This is a genomic window from Pseudoalteromonas nigrifaciens (assembly GCF_002221505.1).
In the GTDB taxonomy this organism is placed as follows: domain Bacteria; phylum Pseudomonadota; class Gammaproteobacteria; order Enterobacterales; family Alteromonadaceae; genus Pseudoalteromonas; species Pseudoalteromonas nigrifaciens.
Genome location: NZ_CP011036.1, coordinates 3374458 through 3397562 on the forward strand (window position 1 = coordinate 3374458; position 23105 = coordinate 3397562).

A 23105-nucleotide genomic window follows, 5' to 3' on the forward strand; every position below is an offset into this window, starting at 1 on the left:
AATAACGACACATAAGTGCCAAACACGCCCTATTAAAAAGCCCGCTTACTAAAAATAGTAAGCGGGCTTTTTGTTGTTTAGCTGTTTTGTCCTTAAATGTGTTTACACATTTAAGACTTATTTATGAAAAATAACACACTAAACACTCAGTACTTTATTTGGTATTTATTACTTATGGTATTTAGCACTGAACTCATGCACGGCATTAATAAACACACCCGCATTTTCAGGGTCTACATCTGGTGTAATACCATGGCCAAGGTTAAATACATGGCCATTACCTGTGCCAAAGTCTTCTAAAATAGTCGCTACTTCTTGACGAATACGCTCTGGCGTACCGTGCAGCATTGATGGGTCCATATTACCTTGTAATGCTACTTTGTCGCCTACACGGCGCTTAGCATCGCTAATATTAATGGTCCAATCAAGGCCGATAGCATCACAACCAGTTGCTGCAATTGCTTCAATCCATTGGCCACCATTTTTAGTAAACAAAGTAACTGGTACTCTACGGCCATCGTATTCACGAATTAAACCATCAACAATTTTGTGCATGTACTGCAATGAAAACTCATTGTAGTCGCGCGGGCTTAATACACCGCCCCATGAGTCAAACACCATTAACGATTGTGCACCAGCTTTAATTTGCGCATTTAAGTAATCGATAACCGAATCAGCTAGTTTATCGAGTAATAAATGTAGCGTTTGCGGCTCTGCAAATGCCATTTTTTTAATTTTGCCAAATACTTTGCTGCTGCCGCCTTCAACCATATAAGTCGCTAACGTCCACGGTGAACCCGAAAAACCAATTAATGGTACTTCGCCTTTTAGTTCACGACGAATAGTACTAACCGCATTCATTACATAACCAAGATCGTCGTTTGGATCTAGCTTAGGAATTTTTTTAACATCGGCAAGCGATGAAATTGGACGCTCGAACTTTGGACCTTCACCCGTTTCAAAGTACAGACCTAAGCCCATAGCATCTGGAATGGTTAAAATATCACTAAATAAAATAGCGGCATCTAACGGGTAGCGGCGTAATGGTTGTAGTGTTACTTCGCAAGCAAGCTCAGCATTTCTACACAGGCTCATAAAATCGCCCGCTTGTGCACGTGTAGCACGGTATTCTGGTAAATAGCGTCCTGCTTGGCGCATCATCCATACTGGAGTTACATCAACAGGTTGTTTTGCAAGTGCACGTAAATAACGGTCGTTTTTTAATTCGCTCATAGCGTAAAATAATCCTAATGCTTATAGAAATTGAGCAAGATTGTACCACCATATTCATTACCTCTCTATCGCTAAGCGATTAAATTGACAGCAACAGGAGGTAGATCAAGATGTTTTGAGTTTTTAACTGTTTTTGACTATTAAACAAGCAAACAGTAGCAACAATTAAAACTTTTCATTAATATGTTTGCAACATACTTAAATCCTTGGTATTGTTTATCCCGCGTTAACAAAAACAATAATAAAAATCTTAAAACAATAAAAATAAAAGTTTTAAAATAACAATAACAAAAATCTTCTAATAAAAATAAGAAAGCTTGTTATAACAAGCCATAGAAAAAAATTAAGCCACCGTAACAGGTGGTTTTTTCTTGCCTGCAATAAATTATCAATTCCCTACAAATAAAATAAACTGCTTCTAGATCATCTATTTTACTAGTTGATATACACATCAATTAACTATATCTTGAGGTATAAACAATTTTTACTTTTAACTAAAAAAACCAACCCAGCTTAGGAGAACGATTATGCTGACGCGTGTAGAAAATGCTCAACAAAAGTGGGGGGGTAGCCATACTGTAATTGATAAATGGCTAAACGAGCGACAACGCCTCATTGTGCTTTATTGTAAGCTAGCTGGGTTTTCACCTTCTGATAAAAAAGATCATGCCCTGCCTGAACCACAACAAATTGAAACGTTTTGCCAAATTTTAATGGATTACTTATCTGCCGGTCACTTTGAAATATACGATGACATTGCTAAGGCTTGTGAAAGTAAAGGCCCAGAAAGCCAATTGCTAGCAAATGCTATTTACCCAAAAATAACAGATACCACCGACATTGCGCTAGATTTTAACGATAAATACGCTGAAGTTGATAAAGAAGATTTACTAGTAGGCTTTGACAATGACTTATCTGTTCTTGGTGAAGCACTTGAAGCGCGCTTTGCGCTAGAAGATGAGCTTATTGATAACTTATTTGCTAATCATACGGATTAACAAGCGCACCGTTATTTATACGCATTAAAAAAGGGACTTAAAGTCCCTTTTTGTATATGTAGGCTAAATTATTTTTAGCTTATCTCTTATTTACTCTGCTGCTGCAGCATCTGCATCGCTTTGAATTTCTAATAATTCCACTTCAAATACAAGTGTTGAATTAGCAGGAATTTTACCTAAATCACGGTCGCCATAAGCTAGCTCAGAAGGAATTGTAAATTTATATTTAGAACCAACAGGCATAAGTTGTAAACCTTCAGTCCAACCAGTAATTACACGGTTAAGAGGGAAAGTTGTTGGCTCGTTACGTGAATATGAGCTATCAAATTCAGTGCCATCTAAAAGTGTGCCTTTATAATGTACTTTAACTACATCAGTTGCAGCTGGTTTTTCGCCATCACCTTGAGTAATCACTTCGTACTGTAAGCCAGACTCAGTAACAGTAACGCCTTCTTTTTTAGCGTTATCAGCTAGGTATTTTACACCCGCTTCTTTGCTTTTTTCAGACTCTACTTTTGCTTGTGCTTCTTGCTTAGTACGCACTGATGTATCTAACTCAGTTAATACTTCGCGAATTTTTTCTTCGTCAATTTTTGCATTACCAGCAAGTGCATCTTCAAAACCACGAATTAACAGCGCTTGGTCTAGTTCAATACCAATTTCTTTTTTATCGGCTAAGTCTTTATTTAAAAAGTTACCTACCGATGCGCCAATACCGTATGCTTGTTGCTGCGCTACAGTGTCTAGTTTAACTTCAGCTTGCTCTTTTTTTGCTTCTTGATTACATGCTGTAAGCGCTAAAACTGACGCTGCAATCAATGACAATTTAATCGTCTTTTTCATTTTAAATCTCCGACACACTTTGCAGTTGCCATTTATTGTATTATTACTAGTTAAAGATTAACGACCTACATGATAGGCTGCTTGTTTAATAACTAAAATTTACGTTGTTAGCTAAACTAAAAACATATCCAGTGATTAGACAAACAACCTAGGCCTTCAACGAGACCTAGTCTAACCTCTCAATCACTAAGAGTTAAGAGGAAATGCTTGTAATATGCCGTTATTTCGTACTTTTTTTATCGTGTTTTGCTGTTTATCGGCCATCGCCTGTAGTGATGAAAAACAACAAGCTGTTGCCAGTTATGAACATGCTGCACAAGGCGCGTTTTCATCGGCGCTATCGCATGATGGTAAATACAGCTTAGTCTCCTCCATTAACCATGGGGTCGCGCTGTGGGATAATCAACAGCAAGCACTTAAATACCAATGGTTTCAGCAACAAGCCCAAGATAGCCTGGTTTATGCCGTTGCGATCGCTTTTGACAACAGTGTGGCTGTTACCGCCGAAAAAACCACCTTTGCGGTATGGGATATTGCCACCGGCGAAAATAAAGGTTACTACAAAATACAAAAATCCAGTATTCGCGATATTGCTATAAGCAATCAAGGCCGTAGCGTACTATACGGGCGCAGCGATGGCGTAGTAGTGTTTATTAACCTTGAAACTGGCCGCCGTATTGAGTTTTTAGGCCACCAAGAAAAAGTAAACACGGTCGATCTTGCCCCTAACGGGCGCTATGCTTTAAGTGGTTCAAACGATTACGTTGCTTACTTTTGGGATACGCGTACAGGGCAAGTGATTCATCGCTTTAACCACCCTACTCGTGTTACTCAAGTTACGCTTGACCCACAAGGTCGCTATGCATTTACGGCCGACAGTATGGCACAAGCAAATGTATGGAAGCTGACTACAGGTGACCTTGTAAGTAAACTGAAGTATATTGCGCGTCAGAAAATTTTTACGGCGGTACGCTTTAACGATCAAGGTGATTTGCTAGCAACTGGGTCGCCTAATAAACGCATTGATTTATGGCAAATATCGAGCGGTGAAAAAATTCAAACTTGGCAAGTGACACCACGCGAAGGCAGTAAGCCTAAATCGGCCGTGGTGCTCGATGTAACATTTACAGATAACGGCAGGTCGTTATTAACCGAAAGCTCCAGCGGTATCGCAGAGCGATTTATTATACGAGAGAATAATGAACACAATTGAACATCGCTTAATGGAACTTGAGGCCAAAGTGGCTTTTCAAGACGAAACAATTGATATTTTAAATGACGAAATAAAAGTTCACCAGCAGCTGTTGGCAAAAATGAAACGCCAAACAGAGCTACTGGCTGAAAAAATTAAAGAATCGCAGTCATCATCATCGATGATGTCAAACGAACCTGAGCCACCGCCGCCGCATTATTAATATGCCGCTATGCAGCAAAGGATTTAATCTCCTGGTTTAAACACGCCTATAACTTGTTCAAACTGGCGTGTTGACGCCTGCACAGCCTGTTCTGGCTGTGCCATTTTATGGCCGCACTCTACACATTCTACTTTTTCTACATCATGCTCTTTGTAAAGCATTAACCTATCCATGGCTTTACATTCAGGACATGTTGCCCCAGCTATAAATCGCTTCTTTTGTTTCACGAGATTTTTCCCACAGTTTGACCTAATGTTATTTTATCGTATTACGTGATGCGTTGATACGGTTGATATGCCCAATACGATCCGTGTTATCATATTGGCAATTCAATTAGGGCACAGTAAAGTAACGCATTTATGATCCAAATCTCAGAAATAGAACTTCTTCGTGGCGGTAAAGCTTTATTAAAAAATGCATCTGCTACGTTATTTCCAGAGCATAAAGTAGGCCTAGTAGGCGCTAATGGTTGTGGTAAATCAACCCTATTTAGCCTCCTCAAAGCAGAGCTACAGCTCGATGGCGGTAACTTTACTATACCTAAAGACTGGTCTATAGCGTCAGTAAAACAAGAAACTCCCGCACTGGAAATAAGCGCAATAGACTATGTACTACAAGGTCATCCGCAGTATTACGCCATGCGTATTGCACTGCGTGAAGCCGAGCAAGCTAACGATGGCGACGCACAAGCTAAAATACATATTCAGCTTGAAAACATTAAAGGCTACAGCATTGAATCAACCGCTGGTGAGCTATTACATGGTTTAGGCTTTGCTAATAACTTAATAGAAAACCCGGTAAGTTCATTTTCGGGTGGCTGGCGTATGCGCTTAAATTTAGCCCAAGCGCTTATTCGCGATGCCGACCTGTTATTACTTGATGAGCCCACTAACCACCTTGATTTAGACGCAGTATATTGGCTTGAACGTTTTTTACGTGCTTATACTGGAACTTTAGTGCTGATATCGCATGACCGTGAGTTTTTAGATGCCGTAGTTGATCAAATTTGGCATATAGATAAACAACTTATCAACGTGTACAAAGGCAACTACTCGCAGTTTGAGCGTCAAAAAGCCGAGCGCATGCTACAGCAGCAAGCCATGTTTGATAAGCAACAAGAGCAAATTGCTCATCTAGAACAGTTTATAACTCGCTTTAAAGCAAAAGCCAGTAAAGCTAAGCAAGCACAAAGCCGCGTGAAAGCACTTGAGCGTATGGAAAAATTAGCTCCAGCACATGCCGACTCACCATTTAACTTTGAGTTTGCCGAGCCAAAAGCATTACCAAACCCACTAATGACAATAGATAAAGCCAAAGCGGGATATGGTGATGTCACCATTTTAAATAATATAGAATTAAACTTAGTACCAGGCAGCCGCATTGCTTTACTTGGCCGAAATGGCGCGGGTAAATCAACGCTAATTAAACTGCTTTCGGGTGATTTAGAGCCTCAAGCTGGCGAAGTTATTCAGCACCATGGGCTAAATATTGGTTATTTTGCGCAGCATCAACTTGAATCTCTTGATTTAAAAGCCAATGCAATAACACATATACAACGACTAAACCCAAAGGCTACTGAGCAATCACTGCGTGATTTTTTAGGCGGATTTGCCTTTATTGGTGATAAAGCGCTTGAGCCAGTAGCACCCTTTTCGGGGGGCGAGAAAGCACGTTTAGTACTTGCCATGCTGGTATATCAAAAGCCAAATTTATTACTACTCGATGAGCCAACCAACCACCTTGATTTAGAAATGCGCCATGCACTTGTTATGGCACTGCAAGGCTTTGAGGGCGCTATGGTTACTGTATCGCACGACCGCCATATGCTTAAAAACACCGCCGATGAATTTTACTTAGTAGATGACGGCAAAGTAACTCAATTTGGTTACGACTTAGATGCGTATTACCAATGGCTGCTTAACGCCAATAAAGAAGCGACTAAAACAGAGCAAAGTGACGAAGTAAAAGCTAATTCAGGTATTAACCGTAAAGAGCAAAAACGCCTTGAGGCCGAATTTAGAAAAGCCACGCAACCGCTTAAAAAACAAATTGAAAAGCTCGAAAAGCAACTCGACAAATACGCTGCAGAGCTCAATGAGGTTGAAGTAGCATTAGGTGATAACGAGCTATATTCTGATGACAATAAAGCCAAGCTAAAAGAGTTACTAGCCAAACAAGCCACACTTACACCTAAGCTTAACGACATTGAAGAAGCGCTCCTTATGGCGCTAGACGAAATGGAACAAAAAGAGCAGGCGTTCGCCGATGAACTTGCTCAATAGCGACCATTTTTGGCAATTTTCCTGCACTTTGTACGCAAAGCCAGTGCAACAACAAACCTTGCTGGAGTTACAAAACCAGCAAGGTAAAAACGTTAATTTGTGTTTATTACTCTTGTATTTAGATTCACTAAACTTAGTTGTAAATAGTCAGCAGCTTGGAGTATTAACACAAGTTGTTAATGAGCTCGATAATAACGTGATGCAGCAACTACGCGCAGCACGCAGTTATTTAAAAGTACACCAACAAGCTATTACTGACTATGCAAACATACGCAAAGAGCTGCTTAGCGCTGAGCTCAAGCTTGAAAAGCAGCAACAGCAAATGCTAATAAATGCAGTAAATGAATGTGAATTGGTAGAGTGTACCGAGCCAAATAATATTGAATTATATTTAAAGGCCAGCTTTTAGGTACAAAGCGCCAGAAAAAACAGCTCGCGCATATTTCAATACTTATGAGTCCTACCCTCTTTTACTGCTCATTCTTTTCTCTTTGTGCAAAAGATCTTTAAGTGACTTATACACAAACAGGTTAAAAGGCGCTGCGCTTTTATAGGGAAAAATTAAAACCTCTTTAATCCTTATATTCTCAGTGGTCAAAGCTGTTTTCACCTGCTCCCTTTACCCATCTGTTAAACCTAATACCTTCTTCTCAAAACATGATCCAAATCAACTTCATATCGCTCATTATTTCACTTAGGTAAATAACTTGATCTTGATCATAACTGTATCCCTAAACCCAGCTTATGATTAACCCATAGACATTAGGAGGCAAGTTATGGACGTATTCTTCAGAGATTTTTTTACCGACCCAGTACTGTTCTTATCGTTTGGTTTTCTGGGGATCGTTATTAGCTTGTGCCTTTTCTTTGTATACTACTTTATTAAGAAAGTACAAGAAGCAGAAATTCCTGACCAAAATTAAGCACGACGCACAAAGCGCCTATCAGTTTACTGATTAGGCGCTTTTTATTTTCCTAGCCGAAAAATTTGCTACACTAGCGCCTCGTTTATTGCAAAGTGTGTAGTACAAACATGATCCATAAGTTCAAACCCGCATGGTGGATGACCAATCGTCACGTTCAGACCATAATGCCGCGTTTTTTCCGCCCATTTCATCATACTCGCTACCAATTGGAGCAACTTGATACTCCCGATGGTGACTTTATCGAGCTTGCTTGGTCGCTACCGCATAACGAAACGGCTCCTCTTGCTGTGGTACTACATGGACTTGAAGGCAATATAAATAGCTTTTATGCCAAAGGCATGATGAAAGCCTTAAAAAAGCAAGGTTTTGCAGTGGTGCTTATGCATTTTAGAAACTGCTCCACCGAAGTAAATCGCTTACCACGTGCTTATCACAGTGGTGATACCGCCGACTTAAGCTTTTTTATAAACCACTTAAAGCAGCTATATCCAAACCGACCTTTAGTTGCGGTAGGCTTTTCGCTAGGTGGTAATGTATTAGCTAAGTATTTAGGCGAGCAACAGCAACAATGCCCGCTAAGTGCAGCAGCACTGGTATCTGCACCTTATGATTTATCGGCATCATCGGATGTTATTCGAAAAAGTTTAGGTAAAATTTATCAAAAGTATTTACTCGATCGCATGAAAAAATCAATGCAGCGTAAATTGCCACAAATTAAGCAGCAAATATCGATAACTACCGATCAATTAATGGAAATTGACGACTTGTTAGAGTTTGATAATCAACTTACCGCGCCTTTACACGGCTTTGAAAATGCACATGATTATTACCGCCAAGCCAGTGCTATGCCGTATTTAAAACATATAGCGGTGCCAACATTAATTATTCATGCCAAAGACGATCCTATGCTCTCTATAAAGGCCGTACCAAGTAGGCAAGATGTGAGTGAGCATGTTACGCTGCGCATCTCTGAAAAAGGCGGGCATGTGGGCTTTATTAGCGGTAAAAATCCATTTAAGCCGGTATTTTGGTTAGAGCAAGCGGTGCCAAGTTATTTTGGCCAATATGTATTAAATAAAACCAACAAAGAGTCAGTATGATCATTCCTTACGAGCAACTTGATAAAGACACCTTATACAACCTAATAGAAAGCTATGTACTGCGCGAAGGCACTGATTATGGCGAAGTAGAAGCCAGTATTGAATCGAAAGTAAACCAAGTAAAGCTGCAGCTTAAAAGTGGTGAAGCTATGGTGTTTTTTTCAGAACTACATGAGTCGGTAACTATCATTTCCAAAGGCGAATTTAAAGCGCTGCAAAGTGAAGAGCATCAGGCACAATCGTTTGATTAGATACAGTTAACTTTGTAGCACTTGTAACTTTTGTATTGAAAGTACACAATGGCTTTTTACCCAAAGAGCCATAAAATGATAAAACTCAGCACTCTAGTGGTAGCCATATCACTAGCATTAAGTAGCCAAGCTAATGCAACAACAATAACCGCATCAGATAAAGCAATTAAGCTGGCAAAAGACACAATTTTAATTGATACCCATATTGATGTACCTTACCGTCTACACGACAAATGGGCCGACGTTACCAAAGCCACCGACGATGGTGACTTTGACTACCCTCGCGCTATACAAGGCGGTTTAAATGCCCCATTTATGTCGATTTACATTCCTGCTCACTTAGAATTTGAAGGCAAAGGTAAAAGCTATCAACTTGCTAATTTACTTATTGATAGTATGGAAGCAATCGCACAACGTGCACCCGACAAATTTGCAATTGCCAGCTCAACTGTCGATATAGAAGAGCAGTTTAAGCAAGGTAAGCTTTCGATTGCTATGGGCATGGAAAATGGCTCACCTATTGAAGGTGATATGAAAAATCTACAACACTTTTTCGACCGTGGTGTGCGTTATATTACCCTTGCTCATTCGCAAAGCAACCATATTTCTGACTCGTCATACGACATTCGCCGTAAATGGAAAGGCTTAAGCCCTTTTGGTAAAAAGCTAGTTACTGAAATGAACAACATTGGCATGTTAATCGACGTTTCGCACATTTCTGATGATGCGTTTTATCAGGTAATAGAACTCTCTAAAACACCCGTTATAGCCTCGCATTCATCGCTACGCAAATACACACCCGGTTTTGAGCGTAATATGAATGACGACATGCTACTGGCGCTGAAAAAAAATGGCGGGGTTATTCAAATTAACTTTGGCTCAAGCTTTGTTACCGCTAAAGCAGGTAGTTGGGGCAAGCAGCTAAAAAGTACAAAAGAGTCTGCAAAAAAAGAAGGCACCAAATTAAGTAATGATTTTGATGCTGCATATCGCGCTAAAAACCCCTACCCATTTGCCAGTCTCGAGCAGGTGCTTGATCATATTGATCACGTAGTTGCGCTAATTGGTATTGATTATGTAGGTATTGGTTCTGATTATGATGGTGTTGGCGATTCGCTGCCAATTGGCTTAAAAGACGTATCTAGCTATCCTAACCTAGTACAAGGTTTAATGGACAGGGGCTACAGTGATACCGACATTAAAAAGATTTTAAGCGGCAATACACTACGCGTTTGGAAACAAGCCGAAGCGTATGCGAAAAAGCATTAGGCTCTAGGTATCAGGTATCAGGTATCAGGTATCAGGTATCAGGTATCAGGTATCAGGTATCAGGTATCAGGTTAGAAAAACATAACTAACACTAACTTCAATATATAACGCGGCCAATGGCCGCGTGTTTCTATCCTCAACTTGCATAAATCTAAGCCAACAACGCCACCCTCATGCTTTATCCTCGAGGTTCGTAAGCCTCAAACCCACGCTACGACGATAAAGTTAACACCGCTCTGCTCTACCTTAAACCTGAAGCCTCGTACCTAATATCTAAAACCTAATACCTGCAACCTGCACTTTATTACAGGCATTAAAAAAGGCCACCTAAGTGACCTTTTTCTAACAATTAACTTAAACGTTAATTATTACGCTACGATGTTTGCAACAACGCCAGCGCCTACAGTACGACCACCTTCACGGATAGCGAAACGAAGACCTTCGTCCATCGCGATTGGCGCGATTAGAGTTACTGTCATCTTAACGTTATCACCAGGCATTACCATTTCTACGCCTTCTGGTAACTGTACGTCACCAGTTACGTCAGTTGTACGGAAGTAGAACTGTGGACGGTAACCTTTGAAGAATGGAGTATGACGACCACCTTCATCTTTTGAAAGTACGTATACTTCTGATTCAAAAGTAGTGTGTGGCTTGATTGAACCAGGCTTAGCTAGTACTTGACCACGTTCAACGTCTTCACGCTTAGTACCACGTAAAAGTGCACCAATGTTCTCACCAGCACGACCTTCGTCAAGCAGTTTACGGAACATTTCAACACCAGTACAGATTGACTTAGTTGTATCACGGATACCAACAATTTCAATCTCGTCGTTGATGCGGATAATACCAGCTTCAACACGACCAGTTACAACAGTACCACGGCCTTGGATTGAGAAAACGTCTTCGATAGGCATGATGAATGCTTTATCGATGTCACGTTCTGGCTCTGGAATGTAAGAGTCAAGTGCGTTTGCAAGCTCAACAATCTTATCTTCCCACTCTTTCTCGCCTTCAAGCGCTTTAAGTGCTGAACCTTGAATTAGTGGTAAGTCATCACCTGGGAAATCGTATTCTGAAAGAAGTTCACGAACTTCCATTTCTACTAGCTCAAGTAGCTCTTCGTCATCAACCATGTCACATTTGTTCATGAACACGATGATGTAAGGAACGCCAACTTGGCGAGAAAGTAGGATGTGCTCACGTGTTTGTGGCATAGGACCATCAGTCGCAGCTACTACTAAAATAGCACCGTCCATTTGAGCAGCACCAGTGATCATGTTTTTAACATAATCGGCGTGACCAGGACAATCTACGTGTGCGTAGTGACGAGTAGGCGTATCGTATTCAACGTGAGACGTTGAAATTGTGATACCGCGCTCGCGCTCTTCTGGAGCGTTGTCGATTGATGCGAAATCTTTAGCAACACCGCCGTATACTTTTGCAAGTACGTTAGTGATTGCTGCAGTTAATGTAGTTTTACCGTGGTCAACGTGGCCAATTGTACCTACGTTAACATGCGGTTTTACGCGTTCAAACTTTGCTTTTGCCATGACGGAACCTATCAGTTTTGTGTATCTATATTACATATGAAAATAATCCACCATAGGTAGATTAAGTTGATTTTTTCAAATTTCAAATAGTTTTTTCTGACAGATAAAGGAAGCGCTTAAGGAGGTTCTTAAAACTGGTGCTGATAGGCAGAGTCGAACTGCCGACCTCACCCTTACCAAGGGTGCGCTCTACCAACTGAGCTATATCAGCATCACCATAAACTGGAGCGGGCAGCGGGAATCGAACCCGCATCATCAGCTTGGAAGGCTGAGGTAATAGCCATTATACGATGCCCGCGTTAGGAACCTGTTCTTAAAATACCTCTAACCGTCAAGAATAAAGTGGTGGAGGGAGCTGGATTCGAACCAGCGAAGGCTGAGCCGTCAGATTTACAGTCTGATCCCTTTGGCCGCTCGGGAACCCCTCCACGATAATTCTTTACTAATGCACTTTCGGTAAAAAGGAAAGTGGTGCCGACTAACCGAGTCGAACGGTTGACCTACTGATTACAAGTCAGTTGCTCTACCAGCTGAGCTAAGTCGGCACTGCTTTAGTACGGGGCGAGATATTAGAGTAAGCTTTATTGGGATGCAACTATAAAATTAAAATAAATGAGAATTTATTGTTTAAATGCTCACAATTCAGGCAAAAACCGGCTTTTTTATAATTTATTGCTGTTTTCATCTAATTCATACCAATAATTTAAGCCTTTAATAACCAGCATAGGATCAAAAATACTCTCTTTGAATTGCTGTTGTAATAACGAACCATAACCACCGGCAAAAATAATTTGCGTATTTTTATCATTTAAATAAGGTTTAGCTTGGTTAATTGCTCCTATGGTGGCAACCAAGGCACCATTTTTTAAACCATTTGGGGTGTTTATTCCCAGTTGATTAGTAAATGGCGTATTTTCATCATCAAAAACGCGCTGGGTATTTTGCGTTAACGAGCGGGTCATTAAATCAAGGCCAGGTAAAATCCAGCCACCTAAGTGCTGCCCGTCACTATTGAGTACATCAATTGTGGTAGCCGTACCGGCATCAACAACTATGCAGGCCTTATTTGGATACAAGGTAAAACTTGCAATAAGTGCCAGCCATCTATCTATGCCTAAATTATTAAAGTGCTCGTAAGCACAGGTGAGCCCACCTAGCGTTTTAGTTACTTTAGCTTCAAAGCAGCTAATACTATTAAAGGCGGCTTGCGCTAAAATAGCATTAAGTAGCTCACTGCGCCCTACGCAAGCATAAATAACGTGTGTAATTGCATGCCAAGGTAAATTATTTAAATCACATGCCTGAACTTGCTCGTTTTGCCACAGCTTAGCTTTAAGTGAAGTATTGCCTACATCTATGAGTAATTTCATAGTTGCGCCTTTCTGAGCGAAATTTCGCCGCCGTAATAGCTTTTTACTTCACCATCTTGGCGAATACGAATTCCGCCTTGTGAGTCTATTCCCTCACATATTCCGCGCCAACTACGATGTCCGGTATTTAGCTCTACACATTCACCAGCAAATGCATTTAAAGCATTCCATTGCTGATGCATGCTCTGTAAACCGCTTTCACTATACTGCTCTAAACGCTGCTCTAAATGATAAGTAAGCGAGGCAACCAACTGATTTTTATTAAGCTGCTGCGTATGTTGACTTAAATCAGTCCATGCTTGATCAATGTGCTGACTAAAGCTCTCTGGCATTTGTAAGTTAATACCTATGCCTATAACTAACTGACAAGGACCTTGCGGTTGCGCGTCGAGCTCAACTAATACGCCAGCGAGCTTTTGTTTATTGAGGTAAATATCGTTAGGCCATTTTAGCTCTACTTCTATGTTGTATAGCGCTTTAATAGCATCATATACAGCTAAGCCAACCACTATAGATACGCCCATAGCGGCTTGTATGCCATCATCTAAGCGCCAAAAGTAACTATAATATAAGTTGGCTCCAAATGGCGACTGCCAAACCCGGCCCCGACGCCCACGCCCCAACTGCTGCATTTCGGCCACAATAACAGTACCCGATTCAAGCTCAGTTTTTGCTTGTATGCGGCGCATTAGCTCACTATTAGTGGAGTCTATTATGGGGTGTACTTCTACTTTGGCGGTAGTTGCACCTAACGCTTGATAGTGTTGTTGTATTTGCGCTTGGTTTAACAGTCCGACTTGGCTATTTAAGCTGTAACCTTTACCAGTTACCTTAAAAATATCTAAGCCCATTTCTTGTAAGCTTTTAATATGCTTACTAATAGCTGCGCGGCTAATACCCAGTTGCTCGCCTAATACCTGCCCTGAAATAAAACCACCTTGATTGAGGGCATTTAAAATGGCGAGTTTATTCCCATCGGGTGCTTTCATGGCGTTGGATCCGCTGTAATATGGCATTCACTACTGTTATTAATTAAGCGTACTTCGTGCTCTAACATAATGTTGTAACGAGAAAATACGCTGTGTTGAATATGTTTAATCATCGCAATTAAATCGCTTCCTTGGCTTTGGCCGTAATTTACTAGCACTAGGGCTTGTTGTTTATGTACCTCAATACCTGCAATGCGGTAGCCTTTTAAACCCGCTTGCTCTATTAGCCAACCCGCAGCCACTTTATGGTGCTTTGCACCGTGTTTATAATGCGGTAAATCTGCAAAGGTAGTTAATAAAGCAGCTAAACATTGATTAGTAATAATGGGGTTTTTAAAAAAACTACCTGCATTAGGTAAGGTATAAGGATTGGGCAATTTGCTGTTACGTGTTGCTATTACTTGCTCAAATACCGCTTGTGGCGTAACGGCTGCAAGTTGCTGCAGCGGTCCATAACTCAATACCGGCTGCCACCCTTTAGGCAAGGCTAAATGCACAGTAGTGATCACCGCTTTATTTTTTAACGCGTGTTTAAAAATAGAATCGCGATAGCCAAATTCACATTGCGCATTATTTAAGGTATTAAAGGTTTTGTTTGCTATATCAAAATACTCAACCGACTCTACAAATTTAGCCAATTCAACTCCGTAGGCACCAATATTTTGCACCGGCGCAGCACCCACAGTACCGGGAATAAGCGCTAGGTTTTCAAGCCCGGGAATGTTTTTAGCCAACAGCTCGCTGACTAGTTGATGCCAGTTTTCGCCAGCGGCCACGCTAATTAAGTAATCGTTTGCGCGCTCTTTTATTTGTACACCTTGAGTTGCCATTTTAATAACAGTACCGGTGTAATCATTTAAAAATACTGTATTACTGCCCTCGCCTAATAGGCAAAATGGAGGCTTAAAGCTTTGCGTTTTAAGCTGCTCTAGGTTATTAATTTTAACAAATTGTTGGCATTGGCTGGTTAATGCAAATGTATGTAACGTTTGTAATGAGTGCGCCACAAAGCTCTCTAAATATACCGGTAACTAATCGCGTTAGTTTAACGCATTGTCGCAAATAGCGCATCTGAATGTAAAAATTGCTCAACCCGCCTCGCCAATCATGATATAAAACCAACACTTATTTATTTGTGTTCAGGGTAATTATGAAAATCACACCTCTTTTTTTAAGCCTAGCTATGGCTGGTATGTGCTCACAAGCAATGGCCAATGCTATTGATCAAAACTCGTATGCTAATCTTAATGACGTTATTACTACGCATTTAAACCTTGATTTAGATGTCGACTTTGCCGACAAGCAATTAGAAGGTTTTGTTGAGCACACCCTAGAATGGCAAAATAACAACAGTAAAACTCTAGTGCTCGATACTCGCGATTTAGATATTGATAAAGTAATGTATCAAACGCAAAACGGCACATGGCATAAAGCTAAATTTAGTTTAGCAACACGCGATGATGTTAAAGGCTCAAAATTAACTATTACTTTTAAAAGCCAAGCGCCAAAAGTACGTATTTACTATAATAGCCGCCCTGAAGCGTCTGGCCTACAATGGTTAACACCAGAGCAAACAGCCAGCAAAACACACCCGTTTATGTACAGCCAATCGCAAGCAATTCATGCACGTAGCTGGATCCCAGTACAAGACACGCCAGCAATGCGAGTAACGTACTCAGCGCGCATTCATACCCCTAAAGATATACGTGCGGTAATGAGTGCCGACAATAAAGACGCACTTTATAAAGATGGCGACTATATTTTTGATATGCCACAAGCTATTTCGCCTTACTTAATTGCTATTGGCGCAGGTAATTTAGAATTTAAAGCAATGTCGCATCAAACCGGTATTTTTGCTGAGCCAACTATTTTAGATGCTTCAGTTGCCGAATTTAACGACACCCAAGCGATGATCGATAAAACTAACGCACTTTACGGCGATTATGCATGGGGTCGTTACGATTTGCTTATGCTACCGCCAAGTTTTCCGTTTGGTGGCATGGAAAACCCACGCCTTTCGTTTATTACCCCAACCGTGGTTGCAGGCGACAAAAGCTTAGTAAATCTAATTGCACATGAGCTTGCTCATTCTTGGTCTGGTAACTTAGTTACCAATGCAACCTGGGAAGATTTATGGTTAAACGAAGGTTTTACCTCGTACGTTGAAAACCGCATTATGGAAGAAGTATTTGGTCGCGACCGCGCAGTAATGGAACAAGCCCTTGATGCAGCAGGTATTCGCGCCCAAATTAAAACGCTTGATGCACCAGACACGCGCCTTAACTTAAAGCTTAATGGCCGCGATCCTGATGATGCGTTTAGCTCTGTACCTTATACCAAAGGGCAGTTATTCTTAATTTACCTAGAAGAAAAATATGGCCGCGATAAGTTTGACGCCTTTGTAAAAACTTACTTTAACGAATTTGCCTTTAAATCTTTAACCACTGCACAATTTGTTACTTACCTAAAAGCTAACTTAATTGATAAGTACCCTGGTATTGTGAGCATGGATAAAGTAAATGAATGGATTTTTGCGCCAGGTTTACCAAGCGATACACCTAATCCAACATCAGATGCTTTTGATAAAGTAGATACAGCAACAGCTACTTGGTTAAATGGCGATATCACAGCAGCGCAATTGCCTACAGCTAATTGGTCGGTGCATGAATGGTTGCACTTTTTAAATAACTTACCGCGCGATTTAAGCCAAACACATATGAGCGAGCTTGATACTGCGTATAACTTAACGCAATCAACTAACGCTGAGCGTGCATTTGCTTGGTTTATGCTAGCGGTAGGTAATGGCTACCAGCCAATTTATCCGGCGCTTGATAAGCACTTAACCAGTATTGGTCGTCGCAAGCTAATTGTCCCGCTTTATAAGTCACTTATTGATAACGGCAAAAAAGACTGGGCACAAAGCGTGTACTTAAAAGCACGCCCGGGTTATCACCCACTAGCACATGGCACTATAGACGCATTATTTGAATAAATTATTTAAATAAAAACGAGCTTAATAAGCGAGTGTTTAAAATACAAAAAGGGCCGACATTCGGCCCTTTTTAATTGCATAAAAAAGCTACTTGGTTACTTTTTCTAAAAAGGCTTGTTGCTGAGCTGGAGTTGCTTGTTGCCACCAAAAGTCGAGCATTGCTGCTGCGCTAGGCATGCCCTTACCATTAATAGGTGCAACGAGTTTACTTACTTCGCTGGCGCTTGTTGCCATTGCCGTTGTATTACTAACTTGCTGTACTGGCACAGTGTTTGTAAGCTGGGCATTAGAAATTACACTTAATGGCGCAGCCAGTGCACTTCCTTTTGCTTTTAAGCTTACTTGTGGCGACTGTGCAAATACTTTAGCCGCAACCGCATTTTTGGCACGATTAAACTCTAAAGTATAATCTTTACCTGCTTCAATAGTTACATTTACCCAAAATGGTTCAGACTCTACCACTTCGTGATCGTCGTAACCTAGGTCATACAAGTCAGTATATTTAAGCTTTAATTTATAACTACCCGGTGCTAGCTCTATGTCATCAACACGGCTAAATATCGAGCTTTCAATAACACGCTCACCAACTTGCAGAGGTACAAACTCTTCTGGAAAGTGAATATTTTCTGCCATGCTCGACACACTAAACAATAGCGCTGCGGCACTACCTAATAATATTGATTTACGCATATTTTCTCCTTTATTTGATTTCAGTTTGACACTGCTTGTAAAGTTTGTCATTAGTGGAGCTTACTTTAATCATACTTAATTAGGGGCCATATAATGAGCCAAGAGACTATTTTTACTAAAATAATTAATCGTGAGATCCCAGCTGATATTATTTATGAAGATGAGCATACTCTCGCCTTTAAAGATATAAACCCTCAGGCGCCATTTCACGCACTTATTATCCCCAAAAAGGCAATTGCTACTATTAACGATGTAACGCCTGAAAACTCGCATTTAGTAGGTAATTTATATGTAGTAGCGGCTAAATTAGCCAAGCAACTAAACTTTGCCGACGATGGCTACCGAGTGGTCATGAATTGCAATGAACATGGTGGCCAAACCGTATATCATATTCATTTACATATGCTTGCAGGTAAAGAGATGGGCTGGCCTCCTTATCAAAACACCAAAAAAGTGGCGCTATAAACAGCTATTTATTTTATACAATTAGTTATAAGCTTTTTAGGTTGTTTTATTTTGTAATCGCAATCAATAAATAATTACTTATTTGCAACATTTTATGTTTAAATAATCATAATATCGTACTTGCTTTTTGCGTTACAACGCGACTTTCTAATACAAAAGGTGTGGAGGTCGTGGTAAACTTAATCATAAGCTTTATAAAAGAGTAAAAATAATATGAGCAGTTCAGCCTTTTTGTTATTAGATGAAGAGCCCATTAACACTATTGGTATTAACGTTTTAGAACCTTTGTTAAAAACGCAAGGTATTAGCGTAACCACAGGCACCAATATTTTAGATGTGCCTGTAGGAACACGACTTTTGTTTATCGAAACATCGAGCAAAGATGCGTGGGGAAAATTAAAAGAGCAACTGGTTAATTTACGGATTAAATGCGATATCGTATTATTTAATTTGGATGAAAACCCAGAGCTTGCTAATCGTGCCTTACTTAGCGGAATTCGTGGTGTATTTTACACCACAGATAACGCCGATGTATTGATGAAAGGTATTCGCTTACTACTTGAAGATCAACTTTGGTATCGCAGAGATATAATGTGTAATGCATTAAATCGTATGTTGCAGTTTAATAAAGATGCACTGCATAAGCTTACCGAAGGCGATATTGAGCCAGTTAAACTTACCAAGCGCGAAAAAGCCATAATTTCATTAATGAGTAATGGCTCAAAAAATAAAGAAATTGCTGAAGAGCTAAGCATTAGCCCACACACAGTTAAAACTCATTTATACAGCGCATTTAGAAAAACAAAATGTCGTAACCGTATTGAGCTACTATCGTGGGCACAGCAGCATATTCCAGACGAAATACGTTAATTTAAACTTTAGTTTAAACACAAAACAGGCACATACGTGTCTGTTTTTGTATCTGGGCAAGCTTAATCAGCAAGCTCAAATTTTAAATAATAAGTCGCTCCCCAGCGAATAAAGTATACGTTTTAATTTCAATACAGCTCAAGGTGTTAAATAATATATTGAGCTATTTTCGGTTAAGTAATTATTGTTATACTTTTAATCTAATAACACGCTATTGGTGCCTCAATGCTCGACTCTTTTACCCTATATTTTGCCAGTATCGCCGTTATGGTTGTAATGACCCTGCTAAATTTTTTAACCTGGCGCACCAATAAACACACTCCAGGCACTCTGCTTTATATTTTTTATCCTGTTTTATTGCTCGGCGTTATTATTGGCTTTACTCTGATCGGGCGAGTCCCTGAACTTGTCGCCATTAGCATTGCCAATATATTGATGTTTGCGGCCTCAATTGTGCATTGCCTTGCTATTAGCCAGTTTTTAGATTATCGCGGTATTGGCTTTAAACTTGTTTGTGCATTTACTGCTTTTAGCAGCGTAATGCTGGGTTATTACAGCTTTTTGTCGCCATCTATTCAAGATAGGCTGTTTATATCTGATATACAGCATATAGCTGAAGCTGCATTTTTACTGTTTATATTTATAAAGTATGCACGTAAGCCCTATCCCAACGGCAGCATTGTTTATATTATAATTTTAACTTTAGTTGCCGTAAGCTTTATTGCCCGCTCGATATTTATGCAAAAAATTGAGCAACATGACACCCTATTAAGCCCTTGGTTTAGCTCGTTACTTTTTTTAAACGGGGTTATAGCACCTATGTTTTATGCCGCTGGCATGGCACTGTTGTGTAATGAGCGCAGAGAGCAGCATCTTAATAAGCTCACTAAAAAAGCCCGTAAAGACCTAGAAATACGTGGGTTGTTTTTATCAACTATCAGCCACGAAATTCGCACCCCTTTAAACGGCATTTTAGGCAGTGCTCAGTTAGTTATGAACCAAACAAGTGATGCTCGCAATAAAGCCTATTGCGAGGCAATTATTAACTCTGCCGAATCCCTTAATTTACTGGTTGATAAAGTACTCGACTACGCCAGCCTTGATCAAAGCGACGAAGCTCTTTACGAAGAAGATATTGAGTTTAAAACTTGGATACAAAATTTATGCTTATTACTAAGCCCTCTGGCAGAGCAAAAGCAACTTAAGTTTGAGCTACTTTGCAATATACCCGATCAAGCCTGTTACTACTGCGATCAGCAAAAACTCAGACAAATTATTATTAACCTTGTGGGTAACGCAATTAAATTTACCGACCAAGGTAGCGTTAAAATTCAAATTGATCTAATCACTGAAAAACAACTTGAACACACTATTAAAATAAGCGTAAAAGACTCAGGCCCCGGCATCGAGAATGACGAAATAGCCTACCTAACCGAACCCTATGTGCAAAGTAGCGCCGGAAAAGAAAAAGGCGGTACAGGCCTTGGTTTAGCAATAACCAGCCGCTTACTCGAAAAACTGCATAGCAAGTTAGAAATAGCCAGTAGCCTAGGGAGTGGCAGCGTGTTTAGCTTTGATATTACGTGTGCGCTGGGCGAACTCAGCCTAGTAGCGCAACGTCATCAAAGTAAAGATTATTTAACCGGTTTAAAGGTGTTGTTAGTAGAGGATTTAGATTTAAATCAAAAAATAGCCGTAGAATTTATGGCCGACGACGAACATAAAATTAAGTTAGCAAAAGACGGTAAAACTGCAATAGAGTTAATGCAAGCGCATCATTTTGATGTAGTGCTGCTCGATATGAACCTACCTGATTTGACCGGCCAACAAGTACTTAAAACATTGGCTAAAATTGAGCATAAAAACCAGCGCACTCCCGTACTAGCCTTTACTGCAAGCTTAAGCCCTAGTGAGGTAAAAGAGTACTTAGCGCTGGGTATAAAAGACATTGTAGGTAAACCTATTAAACACCAAAAATTGCGCCAAGCACTAAGCGATTCACAGTCAACTAAAACGGCTACTGTAGCTGTAGATTTGGTTGATACTTTATATGACGCAAGCGCTAGCGAAACGCTTACCAGCTCTTTTAGTATTGATGAAGTGTCGTCTATTTATAACGAGTTTGTGCTCTCTACCCGCAGTAAACTAAATCACTGCCAAGCGCTCGTAGAACAACAGCCCGAGCAATGCATTAAATTATTACATCGCCAAGCCAATACCGCACTACAGCTGGGCTTTAACCGTTATGGTTTAGCGCTGAAAAAAATAGAGCGTCGTATGCTTGATAAAAAGCCGCTAAAAAACGCCATCAATGAAGCGCTCGACCTTTGGCAGCAAAGTTTAGAAGAGTATTTAAGGTGTGTACGCAAAGGGCTGCAGTAAAGCGTTGTTAGTTTCTGCCATATTTATCATCAAACCGTTCAATGTCGCTTTCATCTAAAATAGTGCCTGTTTGTACCTCAATTACTATTAACGGTGTATTTTTATTATTAGCCAAACTATGAATTTGCTTAGCGGCAATATAACAAGACTGATCTGCACTGAGTGTTAGTGCTTGCTTATCAATGCATACATCGGCAACCCCAGATACAACTACCCAATGCTCGGCACGATATTGATGGCGCTGCGTAGAGAGCTTAGCGCCGCTGTTTACGGTTATTTTTTTAACCTTAAATCCACTGCTTTCTACCAAGGTACGATAATTTCCCCACGGCCGATAAACAACTTGGTGGTGGGTTAACTTGTCAGTTTGCGTAAGCGCTACTTTTTTGAGTAATAACGGCAGTGCATCAAGCTCATTTTGATTCGCAATAAGTGTGGCATCGTGGGTATGAATAACAGCTAAATTACTTACCCCTAAGGTGGCAATAGTATGATCGGTTTCGCTTATTATTAGATTGTTTTTACTGTTTTGCGCTACATAATTAGCATTTACATTGTTGCCTTGCGGATCTTTTTTTAGCAACTTAGCAAGTGATGAAAAACCACCTACGTCACTCCAGTTTAAGGCAACAGGCATGACAACTACGTTATCACTGCGCTCTAAAATAGCATAATCTATGGAGTCACTCGGGCAAGCTTCGAGCGTTTTTGCACTGGGGCGTGTAAAGCCTAAGTCCTGACTAAAATTGGCGGCGTTAGCCACACAATTGGCAATTTTAGGTGCAAAGCGAGCCAACTCTTGTAAATACGCTGCAGCAGTAAACAAAAACATACCGCTATTCCAACTATAACTTCCATCTAACAGGTAGCTTGTTGCGGTGGTTAAGCTGGGTTTTTCTTTAAATTCAGCTACTTCAAAGCAGTCAGTACCGGTAATGGCGCTTCCTTGTTTTATATACCCGTAACCTGTGTGTGGCTCGGTAGGCGTAATAGAAAAGGTAACTAATTTACCTTGCTCAGCTAATATTGTCGCGCCGTGTAACTGCTCGGTGAGTAAGTTAAAATTATTTATATGATGATCCGCTGGCATAACTAACAGTGGCCCTGTTATGCCATTTTGTAGCGCATAATGCGCAGCTAAAGCAATTGCTGGGGCAGTATTTTTACCTGTGGGCTCTAAAAGTAATGCGCGCGGATTTGCACTAGCAGCTTGCTCAGCGGCAATAAATCGGTGCTGTTCGTTACACACTAAAATAGCTCGATTGAATACCCTACCGGTTACCCGTGTTAGGGTATTTTGTAATAACGACTGCCCAGTAGGTTCAGCATCGAGTAAGGGTAAAAACTGTTTTGGCATTGCTTGGCGCGACAACGGCCATAAACGAGAGCCAATGCCGCCCGCTAAAATAACTGGAGTGATTAAAGAGTTGTTCATAGTGCTGCCGCCAATAAATATCAGCGGCTATTTTAACACTTA

At 40.5% G+C, this 23105-nt stretch carries 21 protein-coding genes and 4 tRNA genes; 12 read left to right on the plus strand and 13 right to left on the minus strand.

Going from position 1 to position 23105, the window contains the following annotated elements; all coding sequences use genetic code 11:
* Positions 1-168 precede the first annotated feature (168 nt).
* Positions 169-1233, minus strand: coding sequence for a uroporphyrinogen decarboxylase (hemE, locus tag PNIG_RS15930; protein ID WP_058374381.1), 1065 nt, complete (start codon positions 1231-1233; stop codon positions 169-171).
* 527 nt (positions 1234-1760) lie between these two features.
* On the opposite strand from hemE, the gene PNIG_RS15935 reads away from it, so the two are divergent.
* Positions 1761-2231 (plus strand): Rsd/AlgQ family anti-sigma factor, encoded by a 471-nt coding sequence (locus PNIG_RS15935; RefSeq protein WP_011329527.1) that lies wholly within the window; start codon positions 1761-1763, stop codon positions 2229-2231.
* Positions 2232-2321: 90 nt separating this feature from the next.
* Here the strand turns inward: PNIG_RS15935 and fkpA are convergent, their stop codons facing one another.
* Positions 2322-3074: an FKBP-type peptidyl-prolyl cis-trans isomerase gene (fkpA, locus tag PNIG_RS15940; protein ID WP_011329528.1), complete on the minus strand. Its 753-nt coding sequence runs from the start codon at positions 3072-3074 to the stop codon at positions 2322-2324.
* A gap of 214 nt (positions 3075-3288) precedes the next feature.
* Between fkpA and PNIG_RS15945 the strand changes: the two genes are divergently transcribed.
* A complete protein-coding gene (locus PNIG_RS15945; RefSeq protein ID WP_011329529.1) occupies positions 3289-4287 on the plus strand; it encodes a WD40 repeat domain-containing protein in 999 nt (332 codons plus the stop codon).
* Positions 4274-4489, plus strand: coding sequence for a SlyX family protein (locus PNIG_RS15950; RefSeq protein WP_011329530.1), 216 nt, complete (start codon positions 4274-4276; stop codon positions 4487-4489). The genes PNIG_RS15945 and PNIG_RS15950 overlap by 14 nt, the downstream gene beginning before the upstream one ends.
* 23 nt (positions 4490-4512) lie before the next feature.
* Here PNIG_RS15950 and PNIG_RS15955 read toward each other — a convergent pair whose 3' ends face one another.
* Entirely contained in the window at positions 4513-4716 is a 204-nt protein-coding gene (locus PNIG_RS15955) for a YheV family putative zinc ribbon protein (RefSeq protein ID WP_041454614.1), read from the minus strand.
* Between the two features lie 132 nt (positions 4717-4848).
* Here PNIG_RS15955 and PNIG_RS15960 point away from each other — a divergent pair, with 132 nt between their 5' ends.
* From PNIG_RS15960 to PNIG_RS15980, 5 genes are all read left to right on the plus strand, one after another.
* A complete protein-coding gene (locus PNIG_RS15960; RefSeq protein ID WP_089368872.1) occupies positions 4849-6771 on the plus strand; it encodes an ATP-binding cassette domain-containing protein in 1923 nt (640 codons plus the stop codon).
* Positions 6755-7180, plus strand: a complete 426-nt coding sequence (locus tag PNIG_RS15965; protein ID WP_089368873.1) for a TIGR02444 family protein — start codon at positions 6755-6757, stop codon at positions 7178-7180. Before PNIG_RS15960 ends, PNIG_RS15965 begins: the two co-directional genes overlap by 17 nt.
* A gap of 624 nt (positions 7181-7804) precedes the next feature.
* Positions 7805-8797, plus strand: a complete 993-nt coding sequence (locus PNIG_RS15970) for a hydrolase (protein WP_011329535.1) — start codon at positions 7805-7807, stop codon at positions 8795-8797.
* Entirely contained in the window at positions 8794-9048 is a 255-nt protein-coding gene (locus PNIG_RS15975; protein ID WP_011329536.1) for a YheU family protein, read from the plus strand. Before PNIG_RS15970 ends, PNIG_RS15975 begins: the two co-directional genes overlap by 4 nt.
* 75 nt (positions 9049-9123) lie before the next feature.
* Complete coding sequence (locus PNIG_RS15980) at positions 9124-10317, plus strand: dipeptidase (RefSeq protein ID WP_089368874.1); 1194 nt, start codon at positions 9124-9126, stop codon at positions 10315-10317.
* A 368-nt stretch (positions 10318-10685) separates the two neighbouring features.
* On the opposite strand, the gene tuf is transcribed toward PNIG_RS15980, so the two are convergent.
* The 8 genes from tuf to murB form a co-directional block, all read right to left on the minus strand.
* Positions 10686-11870, minus strand: a complete 1185-nt coding sequence (tuf, locus tag PNIG_RS15985) for an elongation factor Tu (protein ID WP_011329538.1) — start codon at positions 11868-11870, stop codon at positions 10686-10688.
* Positions 11871-12005: 135 nt separating this feature from the next.
* Positions 12006-12081: transfer RNA gene (locus tag PNIG_RS15990), tRNA-Thr, on the minus strand.
* Positions 12082-12093: 12 nt separating this feature from the next.
* Positions 12094-12168 (minus strand) — tRNA-Gly (locus PNIG_RS15995).
* A 45-nt stretch (positions 12169-12213) separates the two neighbouring features.
* Positions 12214-12298, minus strand: a tRNA-Tyr gene (locus PNIG_RS16000).
* A gap of 41 nt (positions 12299-12339) precedes the next feature.
* Positions 12340-12415, minus strand: a tRNA-Thr gene (locus tag PNIG_RS16005).
* 117 nt (positions 12416-12532) lie between these two features.
* On the minus strand, positions 12533-13240 hold the full coding sequence (locus tag PNIG_RS16010; protein WP_089368875.1) for a pantothenate kinase: 708 nt from the start codon (positions 13238-13240) through the stop codon (positions 12533-12535).
* The gene (gene birA / locus PNIG_RS16015; protein ID WP_089368876.1) at positions 13237-14229 is read right to left on the minus strand and encodes a bifunctional biotin--[acetyl-CoA-carboxylase] ligase/biotin operon repressor BirA; all 993 of its coding nucleotides are present in this window, start codon (positions 14227-14229) and stop codon (positions 13237-13239) included. Before birA ends, PNIG_RS16010 begins: the two co-directional genes overlap by 4 nt.
* Positions 14226-15236, minus strand: a complete 1011-nt coding sequence (gene murB, locus PNIG_RS16020; protein WP_089368877.1) for a UDP-N-acetylmuramate dehydrogenase — start codon at positions 15234-15236, stop codon at positions 14226-14228. The genes birA and murB overlap by 4 nt, the downstream gene beginning before the upstream one ends.
* 143 nt (positions 15237-15379) lie before the next feature.
* Between murB and PNIG_RS16025 the strand changes: the two genes are divergently transcribed.
* Positions 15380-17221 (plus strand): M1 family metallopeptidase, encoded by a 1842-nt coding sequence (locus PNIG_RS16025; protein WP_011329542.1) that lies wholly within the window; start codon positions 15380-15382, stop codon positions 17219-17221.
* An 87-nt stretch (positions 17222-17308) separates the two neighbouring features.
* On the opposite strand, the gene PNIG_RS16030 is transcribed toward PNIG_RS16025, so the two are convergent.
* Positions 17309-17911: a DUF2057 domain-containing protein gene (locus PNIG_RS16030; RefSeq protein ID WP_011329543.1), complete on the minus strand. Its 603-nt coding sequence runs from the start codon at positions 17909-17911 to the stop codon at positions 17309-17311.
* 93 nt (positions 17912-18004) lie between these two features.
* Here PNIG_RS16030 and PNIG_RS16035 point away from each other — a divergent pair, with 93 nt between their 5' ends.
* The 3 genes from PNIG_RS16035 (at position 18005) to PNIG_RS16045 (ending at position 21628) form a co-directional block, all read left to right on the plus strand.
* Positions 18005-18376 (plus strand): histidine triad nucleotide-binding protein, encoded by a 372-nt coding sequence (locus tag PNIG_RS16035; protein WP_011329544.1) that lies wholly within the window; start codon positions 18005-18007, stop codon positions 18374-18376.
* Positions 18377-18589: 213 nt separating this feature from the next.
* Entirely contained in the window at positions 18590-19246 is a 657-nt protein-coding gene (locus tag PNIG_RS16040; protein WP_086994433.1) for a helix-turn-helix transcriptional regulator, read from the plus strand.
* A gap of 225 nt (positions 19247-19471) precedes the next feature.
* The gene (locus tag PNIG_RS16045; RefSeq protein ID WP_011329546.1) at positions 19472-21628 is read left to right on the plus strand and encodes an ATP-binding protein; all 2157 of its coding nucleotides are present in this window, start codon (positions 19472-19474) and stop codon (positions 21626-21628) included.
* A 7-nt stretch (positions 21629-21635) separates the two neighbouring features.
* On the opposite strand, the gene PNIG_RS16050 is transcribed toward PNIG_RS16045, so the two are convergent.
* A complete protein-coding gene (locus PNIG_RS16050; RefSeq protein WP_089368878.1) occupies positions 21636-23063 on the minus strand; it encodes a mannose-1-phosphate guanylyltransferase/mannose-6-phosphate isomerase in 1428 nt (475 codons plus the stop codon).
* Positions 23064-23105 lie beyond the last annotated feature (42 nt).